Annotated in this window: 15 protein-coding genes and 1 pseudogene; 8 read left to right on the top strand and 8 right to left on the bottom strand. The window is 73.0% G+C overall.

Translation table 11 applies throughout. The features are described 5' to 3' along the window. Together AC13HU_RS12760 and AC13HU_RS12755 are read right to left on the bottom strand one after the other, a co-directional pair. The coding region (locus AC13HU_RS12760; protein WP_483041937.1) for a nucleotidyltransferase domain-containing protein at positions 1–309 on the bottom strand (309 nt) is incomplete at its 3' end. Beyond that, a complete protein-coding gene (locus tag AC13HU_RS12755; RefSeq protein ID WP_483041936.1) occupies positions 306–755 on the bottom strand; it encodes a YchJ family protein in 450 nt (149 codons plus the stop codon). The genes AC13HU_RS12760 and AC13HU_RS12755, both read right to left, overlap by 4 nt. Before the next feature lie 163 nt (positions 756–918). Here AC13HU_RS12755 and AC13HU_RS12750 point away from each other — a divergent pair, with 163 nt between their 5' ends. Further along, positions 919–1,299 (top strand): hypothetical protein, encoded by a 381-nt coding sequence (locus tag AC13HU_RS12750; protein WP_483041935.1) that lies wholly within the window; start codon positions 919–921, stop codon positions 1,297–1,299. A gap of 224 nt (positions 1,300–1,523) precedes the next feature. Here AC13HU_RS12750 and AC13HU_RS12745 read toward each other — a convergent pair whose 3' ends face one another. Both AC13HU_RS12745 and AC13HU_RS12740 read right to left on the bottom strand, forming a co-directional pair. Further along, entirely contained in the window at positions 1,524–2,183 is a 660-nt protein-coding gene (locus AC13HU_RS12745) for an HhH-GDP family DNA glycosylase (RefSeq protein ID WP_483041934.1), read from the bottom strand. 79 nt (positions 2,184–2,262) lie between these two features. Then, positions 2,263–3,804, bottom strand: a complete 1,542-nt coding sequence (locus tag AC13HU_RS12740; protein ID WP_483041933.1) for an ATP-dependent DNA ligase — start codon at positions 3,802–3,804, stop codon at positions 2,263–2,265. 85 nt (positions 3,805–3,889) lie between these two features. Here AC13HU_RS12740 and AC13HU_RS12735 point away from each other — a divergent pair, with 85 nt between their 5' ends. The 6 genes from AC13HU_RS12735 (at position 3,890) to AC13HU_RS12710 (ending at position 8,799) form a co-directional block, all read left to right on the top strand. Continuing rightward, positions 3,890–4,513 (top strand): alpha-ketoglutarate-dependent dioxygenase AlkB, encoded by a 624-nt coding sequence (locus tag AC13HU_RS12735; protein ID WP_483041932.1) that lies wholly within the window; start codon positions 3,890–3,892, stop codon positions 4,511–4,513. Between the two features lie 235 nt (positions 4,514–4,748). Further along, on the top strand, positions 4,749–5,288 hold the full coding sequence (locus AC13HU_RS12730; RefSeq protein ID WP_483041939.1) for a type 1 glutamine amidotransferase domain-containing protein: 540 nt from the start codon (positions 4,749–4,751) through the stop codon (positions 5,286–5,288). Then, positions 5,285–5,854 (top strand): DUF5709 domain-containing protein, encoded by a 570-nt coding sequence (locus AC13HU_RS12725; protein ID WP_483041931.1) that lies wholly within the window; start codon positions 5,285–5,287, stop codon positions 5,852–5,854. The genes AC13HU_RS12730 and AC13HU_RS12725 overlap by 4 nt, the downstream gene beginning before the upstream one ends. Before the next feature lie 153 nt (positions 5,855–6,007). Next, the gene (locus AC13HU_RS12720; protein ID WP_483041930.1) at positions 6,008–6,673 is read left to right on the top strand and encodes a hypothetical protein; all 666 of its coding nucleotides are present in this window, start codon (positions 6,008–6,010) and stop codon (positions 6,671–6,673) included. A 348-nt stretch (positions 6,674–7,021) separates the two neighbouring features. Beyond that, positions 7,022–7,963, top strand: a complete 942-nt coding sequence (locus tag AC13HU_RS12715; RefSeq protein ID WP_483041929.1) for an anti-sigma factor RsbA family regulatory protein — start codon at positions 7,022–7,024, stop codon at positions 7,961–7,963. A 71-nt stretch (positions 7,964–8,034) separates the two neighbouring features. Continuing rightward, the gene (locus tag AC13HU_RS12710) at positions 8,035–8,799 is read left to right on the top strand and encodes a class I SAM-dependent methyltransferase (RefSeq protein WP_483041928.1); all 765 of its coding nucleotides are present in this window, start codon (positions 8,035–8,037) and stop codon (positions 8,797–8,799) included. A gap of 45 nt (positions 8,800–8,844) precedes the next feature. Here the strand turns inward: AC13HU_RS12710 and AC13HU_RS12705 are convergent, their stop codons facing one another. Further along, positions 8,845–9,504 (bottom strand): TetR/AcrR family transcriptional regulator, encoded by a 660-nt coding sequence (locus tag AC13HU_RS12705; RefSeq protein ID WP_483041927.1) that lies wholly within the window; start codon positions 9,502–9,504, stop codon positions 8,845–8,847. 108 nt (positions 9,505–9,612) lie between these two features. Between AC13HU_RS12705 and AC13HU_RS12700 the strand changes: the two genes are divergently transcribed. Then, positions 9,613–11,091 (top strand): MFS transporter, encoded by a 1,479-nt coding sequence (locus tag AC13HU_RS12700; protein WP_483041926.1) that lies wholly within the window; start codon positions 9,613–9,615, stop codon positions 11,089–11,091. 220 nt (positions 11,092–11,311) lie between these two features. Here AC13HU_RS12700 and AC13HU_RS12695 read toward each other — a convergent pair whose 3' ends face one another. The 3 genes and pseudogenes from AC13HU_RS12695 to AC13HU_RS12685 form a co-directional block, all read right to left on the bottom strand. Beyond that, positions 11,312–13,486, bottom strand: a complete 2,175-nt coding sequence (locus AC13HU_RS12695; protein ID WP_483041938.1) for a discoidin domain-containing protein — start codon at positions 13,484–13,486, stop codon at positions 11,312–11,314. 427 nt (positions 13,487–13,913) lie between these two features. Further along, complete coding sequence (locus AC13HU_RS12690) at positions 13,914–15,827, bottom strand: alkaline phosphatase family protein (protein ID WP_483041925.1); 1,914 nt, start codon at positions 15,825–15,827, stop codon at positions 13,914–13,916. 176 nt (positions 15,828–16,003) lie between these two features. After that, a pseudogene (locus tag AC13HU_RS12685) lies at positions 16,004–16,175 on the bottom strand (deferrochelatase/peroxidase EfeB); the annotation flags it as partial.

Genomic DNA, 16,175 nt, shown 5'->3' with positions numbered 1-16,175 from the left:
CGGCAGCCCCTCGAAGGCCACGAAGAGCAGCCGCCGCCCAGGAGTGTCGGCGCTGTCCGGGTCGCCGCGCAGCGACATCAGCGGACGCACCCGGGCGAGCAGGTCGCCCGCCCGGTCCACGCAAGTGCCGAACCGGTCGTCCGGCACCGTCCAGATGGCGTCGATGTCGCTGTACGGGTCGGCCGTGCCCGCCGCGAGGGACCCGCGCAGGTCCGCCCGGGCGCCGGGGCACGCCTCGGCCAGCACCTCCAGTACGTGGCGCGCCACCGCGGCACGCACCACGGGATCGAGCCCGGACACTTCGGTCATGCCAGCGCCTCCACGTAGACCCACAGCCCGCCCTCGCGGACGAAGCGGCTGTTCTCCCGCTGCTCGCCGTCCTGCCCGTGCAGCCGGTAGCGGGCCCGGAACTCGACGGTGCCCTCGGCGTGGAAGGCGCTGCCCCCGGTGGCGCCGAGGATGTCCAGGCCGGTCCAGCGCATCACCGGGTCGAGGTCCACGCCCGGCGGTCTGGTGGCGGCGGCCCAGGTGCGCAGCAGGTACGCGGCGTCGCCTACCGCGAAGGCGGCGTAGCGCGACCGCATCAGCCGTTCGGCGGTGGGTGCGGCCGCCTTCCCCGTGTGCAGGGCGCCGCAGCACTCGCCGTAGGCGGCGGGCAGCCCGCAGGGGCAGGCGGCGGCCGGCGCGAGTGCGGCGGCGGAAGCGGGGCGGTCGGCACGTGGCGGGCGGGAGGTACGGGCGGTGCGTCGCGGCATCCCCCGATTGTGCCGCAGACCGGGGCGCGCGGAACCACCCGGAAGGCCCGCGCCTGTTCGGCCCAGTAGGGGGTTTTGTCCGGCGTACAGCGGAAATGCGCTGACCATGGCCCGCCGCGCCCGCGGACCGCCCGCCCGCCGGTCCACCCGAGAGGACATCACCGTGAGTACCGCGCAAGAACAACCCACCGACCCGTCAGCGCAGGTCGCGGTCGTCATGGACAGCTGCGCGAAGGAGGACGCGCTCGCCGTCTTCGCCGCGCTCCAGCAGAGTTTCCCGTCCGACCGCGCCGAGGACGACAAACCCGCGGACGCGGAGGGCGGCCACCCCACGGTGTGGACGGCCACGTTCGACGTCTCGCGCACCCTGGGCCTGGCCGGCCCGGGCCGGCTGTCCGAGCCCGTCACCATCACCGCCCAGGGCGGCTACCTCGCGGTGGACCGGCTCCGGGAGGGCCTCGCGGAGGCGTTCGCGGTCCGCGTCGTCGGCACCGCCGCGGGCGACCAGGAGCAGGAGGCCAGGCTGCGGCTGGAGAACCAGTAGCCGTTCGGCCGCGGCGCACGCCGCGACCGTGACCGACGGACCCGGCATCGTACGGACCCGGCGCATCGTACGGACCCGGGCCCGCTTCGAAGCCGAGTGGCGCATCCCCGTTGCCGCTGCTGTTACGGCCGTCGCCGCCGGTACCGCCGAGCAGCAGCCGTACTCCCGCGGTAGAGCGGACCCGGCATCGTACGGACCCGGGCCCGCTCGTCGGGCTGTGCCCGTCAGCGCCCGGCGACCGCCTCCTCGACGGTGGCCACGGCGTTCTTGTCGAGCGCGACCCGGACCAGGGCGGCGGCCAGCACGGCCGGGTCGGCGCCGTCGGCGAGCCGCGCCAGGCGGGCGGGGGAGCCGGGCAGGCCGAGGAGCCGCGCGCCCTGGAGCGTCTTGGCGTCGAGATAGGGCGCCAGCTCGGGCCAGACGGCCTGCGCCTCGCGCAGGAAGATGTCCGTGCCGGCGGGGCCCAGACCCGGGAACTCCCGCAGCTCGCGGCGAACTTCGCCGACATCGCCGTTCGCGCGGGCGCGCATCTGTCGCAGGTCGCCGCCGTACTGCGCCCGCGCCAGCTCCGCGCCGTCGCCGAGCTGGGTGGCGGTCCGTTCGTCGTAGCGCCGGTAGCCGCCGCGGCCGAGCGCGTCGACGCGCTGCTGCCAGGTCGCCTCCGCCATCGCGCGCGGGCTGCGCAGGCCCGCCGCCGACAGCTCCCTCGCCGTGGCCACGGCGACGCCGGCCCGGATGCGGGCACTGAGCAGGCAGGCCAGCACGAGCAGCCGGTAGAGCGGCTGCGGGGCGTCGGCGAGACGGATGCCCGCCTCGTCGGCGTACGTACGGCCGTAGTGGTCGAGGAGCGCGCGCATCGTGGCGCGCTGAGTGGCGCGGGCCATGGTCCGTTCACCTCTCATCGGGTGCGTCGTCTTCGGGTACCCGGGCAGGCGCACGGCAACCAGCACGTCTCGTGACCACCTAACCGCCTGAGTGCGCGGCGCGGACCGTGGCCACGGTGTCGGCCTGGTCGGGGGTCTTGTCCTCGCGGTAGCGCAGCACCCGGGCGAAGCGCAGCGTCAGGCCCGCCGGGTAGCGCGGCGAGGTCTGCACCCCGTCGTAGGCGATCTCCACCACGAGCTCGGGCCGTACGGTCACCACGTGGCCGTCGTCGGAGACCTTGCGGGCCAGCAGTTGCTCGGTCTGCCAGTCCAGCAGGGCGTCGGTGAGGCCCTTGAAGGTCTTGCCGAGCATCACGAAGGAGCCGTCGTCGGCCCGCGCGCCCAGATGCAGGTTGGAGAGCTTGCCGGTGCGGCGGCCGTGGCCCCACTCGACGGCGAGGACCACCAGGTCCAGGGTGTGCACCGGTTTGACCTTCAGCCAGGTCGCGCCCCGTCGCCCCGCGGCGTACGGACTGCCCGCGCCCTTGACGACGACGCCCTCGTGGCCGCGCGCCAGCGTCTGCGCGAAGAACTCCTCGGCAGCCCGCACCTGTTGCTCGTCGCCCGGGTCGGGGACCAGCAGGTTCCGCACCCGGTGCTCGGCCGGGACCAGCGTGGCCAGCGACGCGCGCCGCTCCGCGTACGGCAGGTCGAGCAGGTCGCGGCCGTCGACGGACAGCACGTCGAAGAAGACCGGGTGCACCGGCTGCGCGGCGGCGGCCGTCGCCACGTCCACCCGGGAGCCGACCCGGCTCGCGGTCTCCTGGAACGGCCGGGGCCGCCCGTCGGCGTCCAGCGCCAGCACCTCGCCGTCGAGCACGAACCGTTCGGCGGGCAGCGCGGCGGCGACCGCCACGACCTCCGGGAGCCGTACGGTGACCTCCTCCAGGGTGCGGGTGAAGACCTGCACCCGGCCGCCGTCGCGGTGCACCTGGACCCGGATGCCGTCCAGTTTCTCCTCCACCGCGCACGGCCCGAGCCGTACCAGCGCCTCCTCGACGCTCTTCGCCGTGGCGGCCAGCATCGGCAGCAGCGGCCGCCCCACCTTCAACGCGAAGGTGGCCAGCGCCTGCGGGCCGCGGTCCAGCAGCGCCTGCGCCACCGGCTCCAGCGCCCCCGCGAGCATCACCGCCCGCCGTACGTCCGCCGGCCGTGCGGCCGTCGCCGCCGCAAGCCCCTCGATCGCCGCCGCGTCCAGCGCGCCCTGCCGTACCTCCCCGGTGAGCAGCCCCAGCAGATACTCCTGCTCCGGGGCCGTCGCCGCGCCGAACAGGTCCTGGAGCAGCGCCCGCCGCGCGGTCTGCGCGCCCTGGCCCGACACCTCGCCGACGTCGGTCAGCGCCGCGTCGACCGCACGCACCGTCAGCGTCGGCTCGGCGGCCGGTTCCGCGCGGTCGCGCAGTGCCGTCCAGCCGATGCCCAGCCGGCCCTGCGGCAGGCGGCCGGCCAGGTAGGCGATGGCGATCGGGGCGTCCTCCGGCAGCGCGGCGCGGAAGAACTCGGCGAGCAGCTCTGTCTTGCGGGACCGCGCGGATGTCCGCGCGATCTCCCTGGAGACCCGGGCGACCTCGGCGAAGAGCATGCCCCCATCGTGCGCCGACCGGGCGCCACGCGCTCCCGCACCCGATATTCGAATGGGCGTACGAATATCGGCTACGCTTGAGGGTATGCACCATCAGCAGGCGTCCATCTTCGACACCGGCGCGCCCGGCCTCGGCGACCTCGCCGCAGCCCGCCGTACCCACCTCGGTGCCGGCGCCTGGATCGACACCCTCCCCGGCTGGCTCACCGGCGCGGACGACCTGTTCGAGCGCCTCGCCGCGGAGGTGCCCTGGCGGGCCGAGCGGCGCCTCATGTACGACAACGTGGTGACCGTCCCCCGGCTGCTGGCCCACTACGGCGCCGGCGAGCCGCTGCCCGACCCCGTTCTCGAGCGGGCCCGCGACGCGCTCGGCGAGCACTACGCCGCGGAACTCGGCGAGCCGTTCACCACGGCCGGGCTCTGCTGCTACCGCGACGGGCGGGACAGCGTCGCCTGGCACGGCGACCGTACGGGGCGCGGGAGCACCCGGGACACGCTCGTCGCGATCCTCTCCCTCGGCGAGCCCCGTCCGCTCCTGCTGCGCCCGCGCGGCGGCGGCCCCGCCACGGTCCGCCGCCCCCTCGGCCACGGTGACCTCATCGTCATGGGCGGGTCCTGCCAGCGGACATGGGACCACGCGATCCCCAAGACCCGCTCCGCGGTGGGCGGGCGGATCAGCGTCCAGTTCCGCCCCCACGGAGTCCGGTAGACGCTGCCCGCGACCGGCCGCCCGCCCGGCGCGAGGTCCGGGATCGACCAGGACGGGCCCGGTGGCGCGGACCGCATCCGCCCGGTGCGGCTGCCCGCGGGTTGGCGGCGCGGGGGCCCGGGAGGGATGGTTGAACGTGGGTGAAATGCCCGTTTCTGCACGAGGTGAAGGGGTAGGTGAGCGTCCGTAGCGACGCGGCTGCGGCCACCCCGGAACACGAGAGGACGTGATGGACGTGCGGAGCGCGATCCTCGTGGCGCCGGTGGGCGTGGAGCAGAGCGAGCTGACCTCGCCGATGCAGGCGCTCGCCGCGGCCGGCGGCAACCCCCAGGTGGTCGCGCCGCTGCCCGGGTCCGTGCGGGCGTACAACTACCTCGAACCGGGCGACGCCTTCCCGGTCGACGTGACCCTCGACGAGGCTTCCGCGGCCGATTTCGACCTGCTGGTGCTGCCCGGCGGCGTGCCGAACTCCGACGCGCTGCGGCTGTACCAGGGCGCCGTGGACTTCGTCCGGGCCTTCTTCGCCGCCGGCAAGCCGGTCGCGGCGATCTGCCACGGACCGTGGCAGCTGGTGGAGGCCGACGCGGTGCGCGGCCGCACGGTCACCTCCTGGCCCAGCCTGCGCACCGACCTGCGCAACGCGGGTGCCACCTGGGTGGACGAGCAGGTCCGGGTCTGCACCGACGGCCCGAACACCCTGATCACCAGCCGGATGCCCGCCGACCTGGACGCCTTCAACGACGTGGTTCTCGACGAGATGAGCGCACGCACATGACTCAGCAGCCACAGCAGCAGGCCGGAGCAGACAACCTCGGCCGCGGCGACGACGTGTACCAGCCCGACAAGGGCGGCGACCGTGACGTCCGCGAGGACACCGGGCTGCTCGACCCCGAGGACACGCTCGACGACCGCGGCGTGATCGATGTCCTGGACGAGGGCTACTCGCCGCCCGAGCGCCCGCTGGTCGTGGAGGACACCGGCACCACCGGCGGCGAGCAGCGCGCCGGCGAGTCGCTGGACGCCCGGCTCGCCCGTGAGCGCCCGGACCGGCAGCCGCCGAGCGGCGACGGTCTCGGCGACACCTCGGACACCGACGGCGAACTGCTCGACCCGGAGGCGGGCGACCTGCGCTCCGGCCGTCTGGTCGGCCCGGACGAGGGCACGCACTCCCGGCAGGACGTGGACGGTGTGACCGGCGCGGACGTCGGCATCGACGGCGGCGCCGCGTCGGCGGAAGAGGCCGCGGTGCACCTGGTGGCGGATGCCGACCTGCGCGACGAGGAGGACGGCTACGGACAAGGGGCCGGCGGTGGCGGTGCGGGCGCGGGCGGCGGCCGGTGAGCCGACCCCGCTCCGGCGGCGGCTGGTGAGGGGCGCGGACGGCCGGACCGTAGCACCGTAGGACCTGGAGGAACTCACGACGCATGGCGCGGACGGCCGCCGGGATCGGGCAGACCCCGAGGCCCCCACGAGCGCAGACAAGGAGCCGGTGGCATGAGCGAAGCGAGCGAGCGCGAGGAGATGCCCGACCGTCCGGGCACGGGCGCGCCGGTGCCGGACCGGGCGGGTCCGGGCGGCGCGAGCGTGGTTCCGGACCCGGGTACGGACGCGGCTGCCGGTGGCGGCGCGGTCGGGTCCGAGCGGGTGGCGGACGCCGATGGTGGGGTCGGCCACGGCCGGTGGAGCTGGGGGCACCGGCACTCCGGCGGCGGTGCGGGGCACGACGGCCACGAGGTGCCCACCGGGCTCGCGGCCAGCCTGGTGACGTCCGGCGGGCTGCTGCTGGCGATGGTGGAGGACCTGCGGATGCGGGGCGAGGACACCCCGGAGGAGGTGCGGCCGCTCGCCGACACCTTCGCCCGGCACTGCGCGGCCAAGGAGGCCACCGTCCGCAAGGTGCTGGAACGGCACGGCGAGGCGGCCCGGGTCGTGGCGCGGGACCGGCAGGAGGGCGAGCTGATCCAGGGCATCCTCGACCGCGCGCTCACCGGCCGGCACCCCGAGGAGACCCGGCACCTGACGATCGACGGCGCCCTCACCCAGATGTACCAGTACCTCTTCCACGAGCGGCGCGACCTCGTGCCGGCGCTGGAGCGCGCGGTGCCGTTCGACGAGAGCGAAACGCTGTCCGCGGCCTTCGAGGCGATCAACCACGGCTGACAACGGCACGGCGCGGCCTTGTGGCGCCACGGCGGACGGGGTACGGCGATGAGCGGTACGGCGGTGGGTGGCACGGAAGGCGGCGGCGCGACGGCGGGCAGTACGGCTGCGGATGGCCCTTCCGCGGGCGGCGCGACGGCGGGCATCGGTACGGGCGACGTTCGCACCGCGGCCCCCGCACCGCCCGCGTCCGGACCCGGCACGGGGCTCGGCGCGGGGCCCGGGACACCGCTGCGGACCGGTCCCGGGCCGTACGGAGGCGCCAAAGGGCAGCCCCCCGACAAGGTCATCTTTTCGGGGCGCATACTGGCGAGACCGGTACAGGTGTCCGAAAGGGGGCCGGAGGACGTGGAGCCCGCCGCCAGCGCCTTCTCGCACCCTGCCTTCTTCTACCGTGACGACGCCGAATACCTCGACAGCACCCTCGCCTTCGTACGGGACGGCCTGGCCGCCGGCGAGCCCGTCGCGGTCGCGGTCCCCGGGGAGCAACTGGCGCTGCTGCACAACGCGCTGGGACCGCTCGCCGACGGCGTGCACTTCACCGACATGACCAGAGCGGGCCGCAACCCCGGCCGGATCATCCCGGGCGTGCTCGCCGCGTTCGCCGACGCGCAGCCGGTCGGCCGGGTCCGGATCGTGGCCGAGCCGGTCTGGCCCGGCCGCACCCCGCTGGAGTACCCGGCCTGCGTCCAGCACGAGGCCCTGGTCAACGCCGCGTTCGACGGTCGCCGCGCGACGATCCTGTGCCTGTACGACGCGACGCGGCTCGGCCCGCAGGCCCTCGGCGACGCGTGCGTCACCCACCCGGTGCTGATCGAGGGCGGGCGGCGCCGAATCAGTGCGCACTACGCCCCGGAGTTGGCGGTCGCCTCCTACAACGTGCCGCTGGCGGAGCCCCGGTTCGCCGCGTCGTACACCTTCGACGACGAACGGCTGCGTGCCGCACGGCAGTTCGCCGTTCACGCGGCCGACGCCCTGGGGCTGGCCGGTCCGCGGCTGGACGACCGGGCGCTGGCCGTCGCCGAGCTGACCACCAACAGCGTGCTGCACGGCGGTGGTTCGGGGGTGGTGCGGGTGTGGTCCGAGCACGGGCACGTCGCCTGCGAGGTCCGCGACGGCGGCCGGCTCGTCGACCCGCTGGCCGGCAGCCGCTTGCCGCCGTCCGGACGGCCCGGCGGGCGCGGTCTGCTGATGGTCCATCAGCTCGCCGACCTCGTCCGCACCCACACCGGCACGGCCGGCACCGCGATCCGCTGCTATCTGACGCTGAACCCGCCGGCGCCGGCGTGATCCCGCCGGCCCGGGCCGGGGTGCGGGCAAAACCGGTTGCCGGGTTCGGCCCGTCCCGCGAGGGTGAGCGGATGGACCGTACATTCGACGACCTGGTGGCCGAGGCCGACGCCGTGTCCGTGGCCGGCTGGGACTTCTCCTGGCTGGACGGGCGGGCGAGCGAGCAGCGTCCCTCGTGGGGGTACCAGCGGCTGATGGCGGAGCGGCTGGGCCGGGCCTCGGCCGCGCTGGACATCCAGACCGGTGGCGGCGAAGTGCTGGCCGGTGCGCCGGTCTTCCCGCCGCTGATGGCCGCCACCGAGTCCTGGCCGCCGAACGTCGCGAAGGCCACCGCGCTGCTGCACCCGCGCGGCGCGGTCGTGGTCGCCGACGAGGACGAGCCGCCGCTGCCGTTCGCTGACGAGGCGTTCGACCTGGTCACCAGCCGCCACCCGGTCACGGCGTGGTGGCAGGAGATCGCCCGGGTGCTGCGGCCGGGCGGCACGTACTTCTCCCAGCAGGTCGGCCCGGCCAGCGCCGTGGAGGTGTACGAGTACTTCCTCGGCCCGCAGCCCGACACCGACGGCGGACCGCGCCACCCCGACGTGGCGAGGGCGGCCGCCACCGAGGCCGGGCTTGAGGTGCTCGACCTGCGGTACGAACGGCTGCGGATGGAGTTCCACGATGTCGGCGCGATGGTGTACTTCCTGCGCAAGGTGATCTGGATGGTGCCCGACTTCACCGTCGAGCGGTACCGCGACCGGCTGCGCGACCTGCACGAACTCATCCTCGCCGAGGGGTCGTTCGTGGCGCACTCGTCCCGTTTCCTGATCGAGGCGCGCAAGCCCGCCCGATGACCCGCTGGTTCGGGTGCTCCGGTCCGAACCCCCTTGCGCGCGGCGCTACTTCGGCTCGTACCGGGACAGGAACATGTCCACGCCGTCGGTGACCAGCCGGTCGGCGAGGCCGTCGTCGATGCCGGTGCCGTAGGCGTTGAAGACCAGGTGCGGGAAGACCAGCAGCGAGTAGAGCTGGAGGATGGCCACTTCGAGGTCGGGGATGTCGAGGCGGCCGGCGGCGGCGAGCTTCGCCAGCGCGGCGCCCGCGGCGGGGTGGTGCACCCCCGGGCCGCCGACCTCCTGCCAGGCCGCGTCGAGTTCGGGGAAGCGGTGTGCCTCGCGGGCGACGAGGTTGCGGATCGCCAGCACGTCCGGGTTCGAGCGGATCTCCGCGACCCAGGCGCGGGCCGCCGCGGTGAGGGCGGCACGCAGGTCGTCGTGGTCGGACAGCCCGTCCACCGCGCTGACCAGGGTGTCGCCCAGCGGTGCGTCGGTGGCGTCCTTGATCACCGCGACGAACAGCGCCTGCTTGCTGCCGAAGTGGTTGTAGACGGTCACCTTCGACACGCCCGCCTCGGCCGCGATCTGGTCCACGCTCGCGTCGAAGCCCTCGCTCAGGAAGAGGCCGAGGGCGGCGCGGAGGATCGCCGCGCGCTTGCGCTCGGCCCGCGGGCCGGCCGGCGGCTGCTTGTCACCCTGCTGCACGGTTCGCCTCTCGCTCATAACCGAACAGTCTAGCCCCGCAACTGAACTGAACTGTTGAGTTCATGAGCGCATATCTGTACTGTGCGGTTCAGTACAGTTCATCGACTGCGAGGACCGTGACCGGCCATGACCCACCCGACCGTAGGAGCTCGGTCCACCGAGCCCGCCGCCCCTTCTCCCGACCAGTTGCCGCCTCCCGACCCACGCCGGTGGGTCGCGCTCGGGCTGCTCTGCCTCGCCCAGTTCATGCTGATCCTCGACGTGACGGTGGTGAACGTCGCGCTGCACGACATCTCCATCGCGCTGCACCTGGACCGGACCACCCTGACGTGGGTGCTCACCTCGTACACGATGTCCTTCGCCGGGCTGATGCTGCTCGGTGGGCGGCTCGCCGACGCGCTCGGCGCCCGCCGTACCTTCGTCGCCGGCCTGGTCGTGTTCACCGCCGCGTCCCTGACCGCCGGGCTCGCCGGGACCGCCGACACGCTGCTCGCCGCGCGGATGGCGCAGGGCGCCGGCGCCGCACTGCTGTCCCCGGCCGCGCTGTCACTGGTCACCACCGCCTTCCACGGCCCGGAACGGCACCGCGCGCTCGGCGTCTGGGCGGGCATCGGCGGCGCCGGGGCGGCCGCGGGCGTGCTGCTCGGCGGCGCGCTGACCAGTGGGCCCGGCTGGAGCTGGATCTTCTTCGTCAACGTGCCGGTCGGGCTCGCCGTACTGGCCGCCCTGCCCTTCGTCGTGCCGTCTCCCGGAGTTGCCGCCCCTGGGGACACCTCCGGCGCGCGCCGCCCGACCCGGCTCGACCTGCCCGGCGCGGTGCTCGCCACCGCCGGCACCGGCGCGCTCGTCTACGGCCTGGTCAAGGCGGGGGACGCGGGCTGGGGCAGCGCGCGCACCCTGCTCCCGCTCGCGCTGTCCGCCCTGCTCTACGCGACCTTCGCGCTCGTCGAACGCGGCTCCCGGGCGCCGCTGATGGACGTGACGATGCTCGCCCGGCGGCCGGTGCTGGCCGGCGCGTTCCTGATGCTCGTCGCGACCGCGTTGCTCATCTCGACGTTCTTCCTCGGCTCGGTCTACCTCCAGCAGTTGCGCGGGTACAGCCCGATCGGCACGGGGCTGGTCTTCCTCCCGGCCGCCCTCGCCACCGGCGTCGGCGCCCACCTCGCGGGGCGCCTGGTCGGCGTGCTCGGCGCCCGGCCGGTCGCCGCCGTGGGCATGGCGGTGGCCGCGTGCGGCACCGCGCCGCTCGCCCGCCTCGGTACGGGCACCGCGGTCTGGCCGGTGGTCGCACCCGCGATGGCGGTCGCCGCGTTCGGCGTCGGCGCGGTCTTCGTGACCGCGATCGGCACCGCGCTCGCCCTGGTCCGGCCCGACGAGTCAGGGCTCGCCTCCGGCGTCGTCAACACCTTCCACGAAGTCGGCGGCTCCATCGGCGTCGCCGTCGTCTCCACGGTTGCCGCGGCCGGCATCGAACACGGTGCGCCCGGAGGGTTCGGCGACGCGTTCACGGTCCTGGCCGTCGCGGCGGCCGTGGCCGCGCCCGCCGCGATCCTGCTCGTCCCCGGCGGCCGCCACGCGATGCCCGCGGGCCCCCACGCCCACTGAACCGTCCCGGGGGCGCCTGACCCACCGGGGTGCCCCCGCCCGCCGGTTGCGGGACAGGAAAGGCCCCGGTACTCCCGCGGCGAGCACGGGGGCCTCGTTGCCGATCACGACCCCGGACGTCCTGGGACAGGGGAAGGGACCGCCGCCCGATGCCGGGCGACGGCCCCTTCCCGCACTGTTCACCGTGTACTACGGGCGCCTTGCCCCACCGCGGGTGCGGTTACGGGTAACTGGTCACCGTCGACGGGGTGGTCGAGGTACCCGAGGTACCCGGACCGGTGTCGTTGATGACGTGCGCGTACTGGCCCATCCCGCCGAGCGACACCACGAGCAGGTCGTGGAACTTCACCCCTGGCGTGTTCGGCGCCTCGAACCCGTGGTCCTGGATGATCGTCGGGTCCGCGGTGAAGTTGCAGTAGCTGCCCAGTCCCCAACCCTCGTGGCTGGTGACGTTGTTGTCCACCTTGTAGGCGGCGAAACCTCGGGTGTTGCCGTTCTGGATGGCGGCCTGGTTGGGCGGATCGTAGGCGATCTCGTTCTGGAAGAAGATCGTCTTTCCGTTCTGGCCCGCCCACTCGACGTCGTACTTCTCGAAGTGCTCAACGAACAGGCCGGTCGCCAGCACGTTGTTGCCGTTGACCTTCAGGCCCTCGTCCGCCGGGTTGCTGGTCCACCCGACGCCCGCGCCGTGGTCGGCCCGCCACAGCCAGGTGTGGTCGATCACGACATCGTTGCTGTTGATCTCGAAGGCCGTACCCGCCTGGCCCGGGCCCGCGCCGCCGACTCGCGCGAACACGTCCTGGATGGTGGTCGGGTTGCTCGCGTGGCTCGCCGAGGAGCCGGGCGCGCCGACCTGGAGGAGCTGCGGCGACTTGCCGGCGCCGGCGTCGATCAGGAAGCCGGCCAGCTTCACGCCGTCCACGTCGGCGACCTTGACCGCGTCCACGCCGTTGTCCGGGATGACCGTGGCGTAACCGAGGCCGAGCACCACCGTGTTGGCGCGGGTGACGTTGATCGGCTGGTCGACGTGGTAGATGCCCGGGGTGAGCACCAGGTTGAGGCCCTGGGCGAGCGCCGCGTTGATGGTCTCCGCGGACACGCCGGGCTTCGCCACGTAGAACTGGGTCAGCGGGATCGAGGTGCCCGGCGTGTTCGGCCAGTCCACCCCGCTGGCGTTGGTGCGCATGTTCGGCACGAACACCTGGTAATTGCCGCTGCCGTCGAGGTACATGTACGGCTTGTCCCGCGACTCGGGGGTGGTGCCCAGCGTCGTGTAGACCGGGTTCGGGAAGCCCTGGGCGGGAGCGCCCTGGACGCCGGAGAACACCATGTTCCACACGCCGTTGGTCCAGCCGCCGATGGAGCTGTCCCGGGTGTACCACTGCTGCTGCGAGTACGGGCCGACGGTGCCGTCGATCTTGCTGTCGGCGATGTAGCCGCCGCTGGCCCAACCGTAGCCGTTGGGGGCCAGGTTGAGGCCGCCCTCGACGTGGATGCGGCGGAACGGCGCGGCCTGCGCGACGGCCCAGCGGTCGTCGCCGCTGACCGGCTTGATGGCCATGTTCTCCACGCTGCGCCAGAAGTTCTGCGTGGCGTTGCCGTTGAACCAGCCGGCGTCCACGGTCATGTCGCCGTTGATCTGGACGTCGTCCGGGTTCTTGCCGAGACCGGAGACGGACGTGTAGAAGCCGATCTGGTCGTTGATGTTGTTGTATGTACCCGGCTTGAAGAACACCTGGTAGCGGGCGTCGCCGAACTGGTTGCTCTCCTGCTGGGCGAAGATCGAGTCCAACTGGCCCTGGATGTCGGGCGTCGAGGGGTCGAAGACCTTCACGTTCGGGCCGAGGTCGCCGCCGCCCTGGATCGGGCCGGTGCCGCCGCCACCCGTGGTGCCGTAGACCTGGAACTCCCAGAGCGAGTAGCCGTATCCGGTGGCGCGCGCAGTGCCGTACATCCGGACGTAACGCCCGGAACCGTTTACGGAAACCGTCTGCTTGCCGCCGGCGCCGGTCGTGGTGGAGTACGCGTCGGTCCAGTTGGCACCGTCCGACGAGAGCTGGATCTTGAACGCGGTGGCGTACGCCGCCTCCCAGTTCAAGGTCACCGAGGTGATGTTGGCGGAGGCGCCGAGGTCGACCTGGAGCCACTGCGGGTCGGACGCGGCGCTGGACCAGCGGGTGCCGGTGTCGCCGTCGACCGCTGCCGAGGCGGGCGTGCCGGCGTTCTCGGTGGAGGAGGCGGTCGCGGTCCTGCCCTGCGAGAGCAGGGTGTCGGCCGCGTGGGCGGACCGCATCGGCACGAACAGCAGCAGCGAAGCGACGAGGGCGGTGATCACCGCGGCCACGATATTTCGCCGTCTGCGGCGGTCCGCGGGTGCCGCGGGTCTCAGCGCCATAGTGCCGGTGGGGGGAGGGAGCATGGGCGACTCTCCTGATTCCAGGGTGGGGGGTCAAAGGTGTCGAACTCCGGGCGGGCGCCCACCGGTTGATCAGTGAGAGCGCTCTCCCGACGCACACCGGAATGTTTCTCCCTGTGTTTCATCCATGTCAAGAGTTGTGCGCAAAGCCCGTATCGGAATACGGAGGGGCGCCGGGCGTAACCGTGAGCGGTGAAATGCGTTCAGCTCGTGAATGCAACGCGGCGTGACCGTACGGCCGTTGGTTCAAGGTCCGACACGTTCGCGGGCATGGCGGAGGGGCCGCCCCGGAGACTTCCGGGACGGCCCCTCACAGGCCCTTGGATGGTGCGTGCCGACTGCCCCGCGGTCAGGCGGTGTTGCGGGCGGCGTGCGCCAAGTGGCGGCCCTTGGTGCGGTGTTGCGGTCAGGCCACGGGGCGCGCGGCGCGGTGCCGGCGGGCGTAGTACAGCGCGCCGCCGCCGACCACCAGGACGCCCGCGGAGATGCCGAGCGGCAGGGCCGGGGACGAGCCACCGGTCTGCGCGAGCTGCGTGGACGGGTCGTTGCCGCCGCCGGTCGAACCGCCGGTCGAGCCGCCGGTGCTGCCGTGTCCGGGCTTGCCGGGCTTCCCGGGGGCCGTCGGGTGCGTGCTGATCTGCTTGACCGACTTCACCGAGCCGTCGGTGTTGAGCAGCACCTGCTTGTCGTTCGGGTGCTTGAAGTCGAACGCGCCGGTGAGGTTGCCCGCGTGGGCGTCGAAGGACCCGTCGCCGACCCGGCCGGTCTTCCAGTTGTCCTCGATGAACTTCGTGATCGACGCCTGCTCGGTCTGCGTGTGGTCGACCGAGTTCACCTTGCTGTAGGGCGAGATGACCAGCAGCGGCTGCCGGGTGCCGGGGCCGCAGCGGTCGGAGTAGCCGTGCATCGCGGCCGGGGCGGCCTGGCAGGCGGGGCTGTCGGCGGCCTTGTTGTTGGAGCCGACCGTGGTGTCCTTGGAGCCGTTGCGCGGCACCGCGTACGCGTGGTCGTACCAGCCGTCGGAGTCGTCGTACGCCACCACGACCGCGGTGTCCTTCCAGTCCGCCGAGGACTGGATCGCGTTGATCTCCTTGACCAGGAAGTTCTGCTCGTCGATCGGGTCGGAGTAGGCCGCGTGGCCGTCCTGGTACTCGGCCGCCTTCAGGAAGCTGACGGCGGGCAGGTTGCCGGCCTTGAGCGCCGAGTCGAAGTCGGTGAGGTCGTAGTTGTGGTTCGCCTGGCCGCTGTGGCCGATCTCGGCCGTGTTCTTCGGCGGCAGGTGGTGCGGGTTGGACGTGGACTTGTAGTACTGGAACGGCGAGTGGTGCGGGCTGTAGTCGACTGAGGACGCGCCGCCCACGTTGGCGTGTGTGTTGCCCAGGCAGCTGGCGTAGTCGCCCTGCTTGCCGTCCCACGCGGTGGACGGGCGGAAGCCGCCCTGGAACCAGCCCCAGCTGACCTTCTTCGAGTTGAGCAGGTCGCCGACGTTCTTGCCGGTCAGCTCACCGAGCGCGTTGGCGCTGGTGTGGCTGTTGTCCGAGCAGTCGTCGAAGGCCGGGTCGGGGTCGTTGGCGACGGTGCCCACACCCTTGGCGTCCGGGGAGACCACGGTGTACGGGTCGGGCGTGGCGGTCTGCTTCGGGTTCTCCGTGCCGGACTTCGGGTCGACCGAGATGACGCCGTGCGTCTGGCCGGAGACCAGGTTGAGCGCACCCGGCGTGGAGGGGCCGTAGCTGGAGCTGTAGGAGTTGTCGCCGAGCGAGTAGTGCTGGGCGTAGTTCCACAGTCCGGTGACGGTGTTGCCGTCGTAGTAGTCCATCACCAGGCCGGGCTGGTAGAACAGGCCGCCCGAGCACTTGCCGGAGTCGGTGTTCTGCACGTACTGGTCGGCCTTGCCGCCGTTCGCGGCGTACTGCTCGGGGCCGTAGGAGTGGTTCTGGTCGCAGGTGACGGCCTGGGACGGGCTCAGCCGCTGCGGCGTGTACTGGTTCGGGTTCTTCTTGATCAGGCCGGCGTGTGCGGCCGTGTCGATGTTCTTCGGCGTGTTCTTCGCCGCCGTGAACTTCGTGCCGTCGGTGTTGGCGGCCTGCGGGTACGAGCCGAAGTAGTGGTCGAACGACACGTTCTCGTCGAAGAGGACCACCAGGTGCTTGATCGGGGTGGCCGTGCCACCGCCACCGCCGCCGTGGTGGGCGGTGTCGGCGTAGGCGGGCGCGGTGCCGCCCAGCAGTACGAGCGCCGCTGCTCCGGCGAACGCCCCCCAGCGTGCGGTCCGCTGACGCGGACCTCTTGTCCTGCTCGTACTGCCCGTGGTGCTCATGCTGTGTCAGCCTCCGCTAAGTGGTGCTTTACGCGTGCCGATGTCGATTCGCGCACGGTGTCGAACGCGATCGTCCGGGTGGGCCACGACATGACAACGGCCCGGTGGTGACGCCCCGGTGAACAGCGGGGGTCGGTTTGGTGCGCCCGGCCGGGGGCGGTTCCTCGGCCGCGCGCTCAGGTGAGCAGGCCGCGGCCGAGCCAGTCGGTGCGGTCCTTGATGCCGGGCAGTGCGAAGAAGTAGCCGCCGCCGAACGGGGTGATGTAGTCGACCAGTGGTTCGCCGGCCAGCCGTTTCTGCACGGCGGTGAACTGCCGTTCCAGGTCCTGCTGGTAGCAGATGAAGATC

Source organism: Streptomyces sp. NH27 (assembly GCF_056859195.1).
Note: the sequence above shows the minus strand (reverse complement) of the source record. Positions and strands in the feature narration are given on the sequence as shown.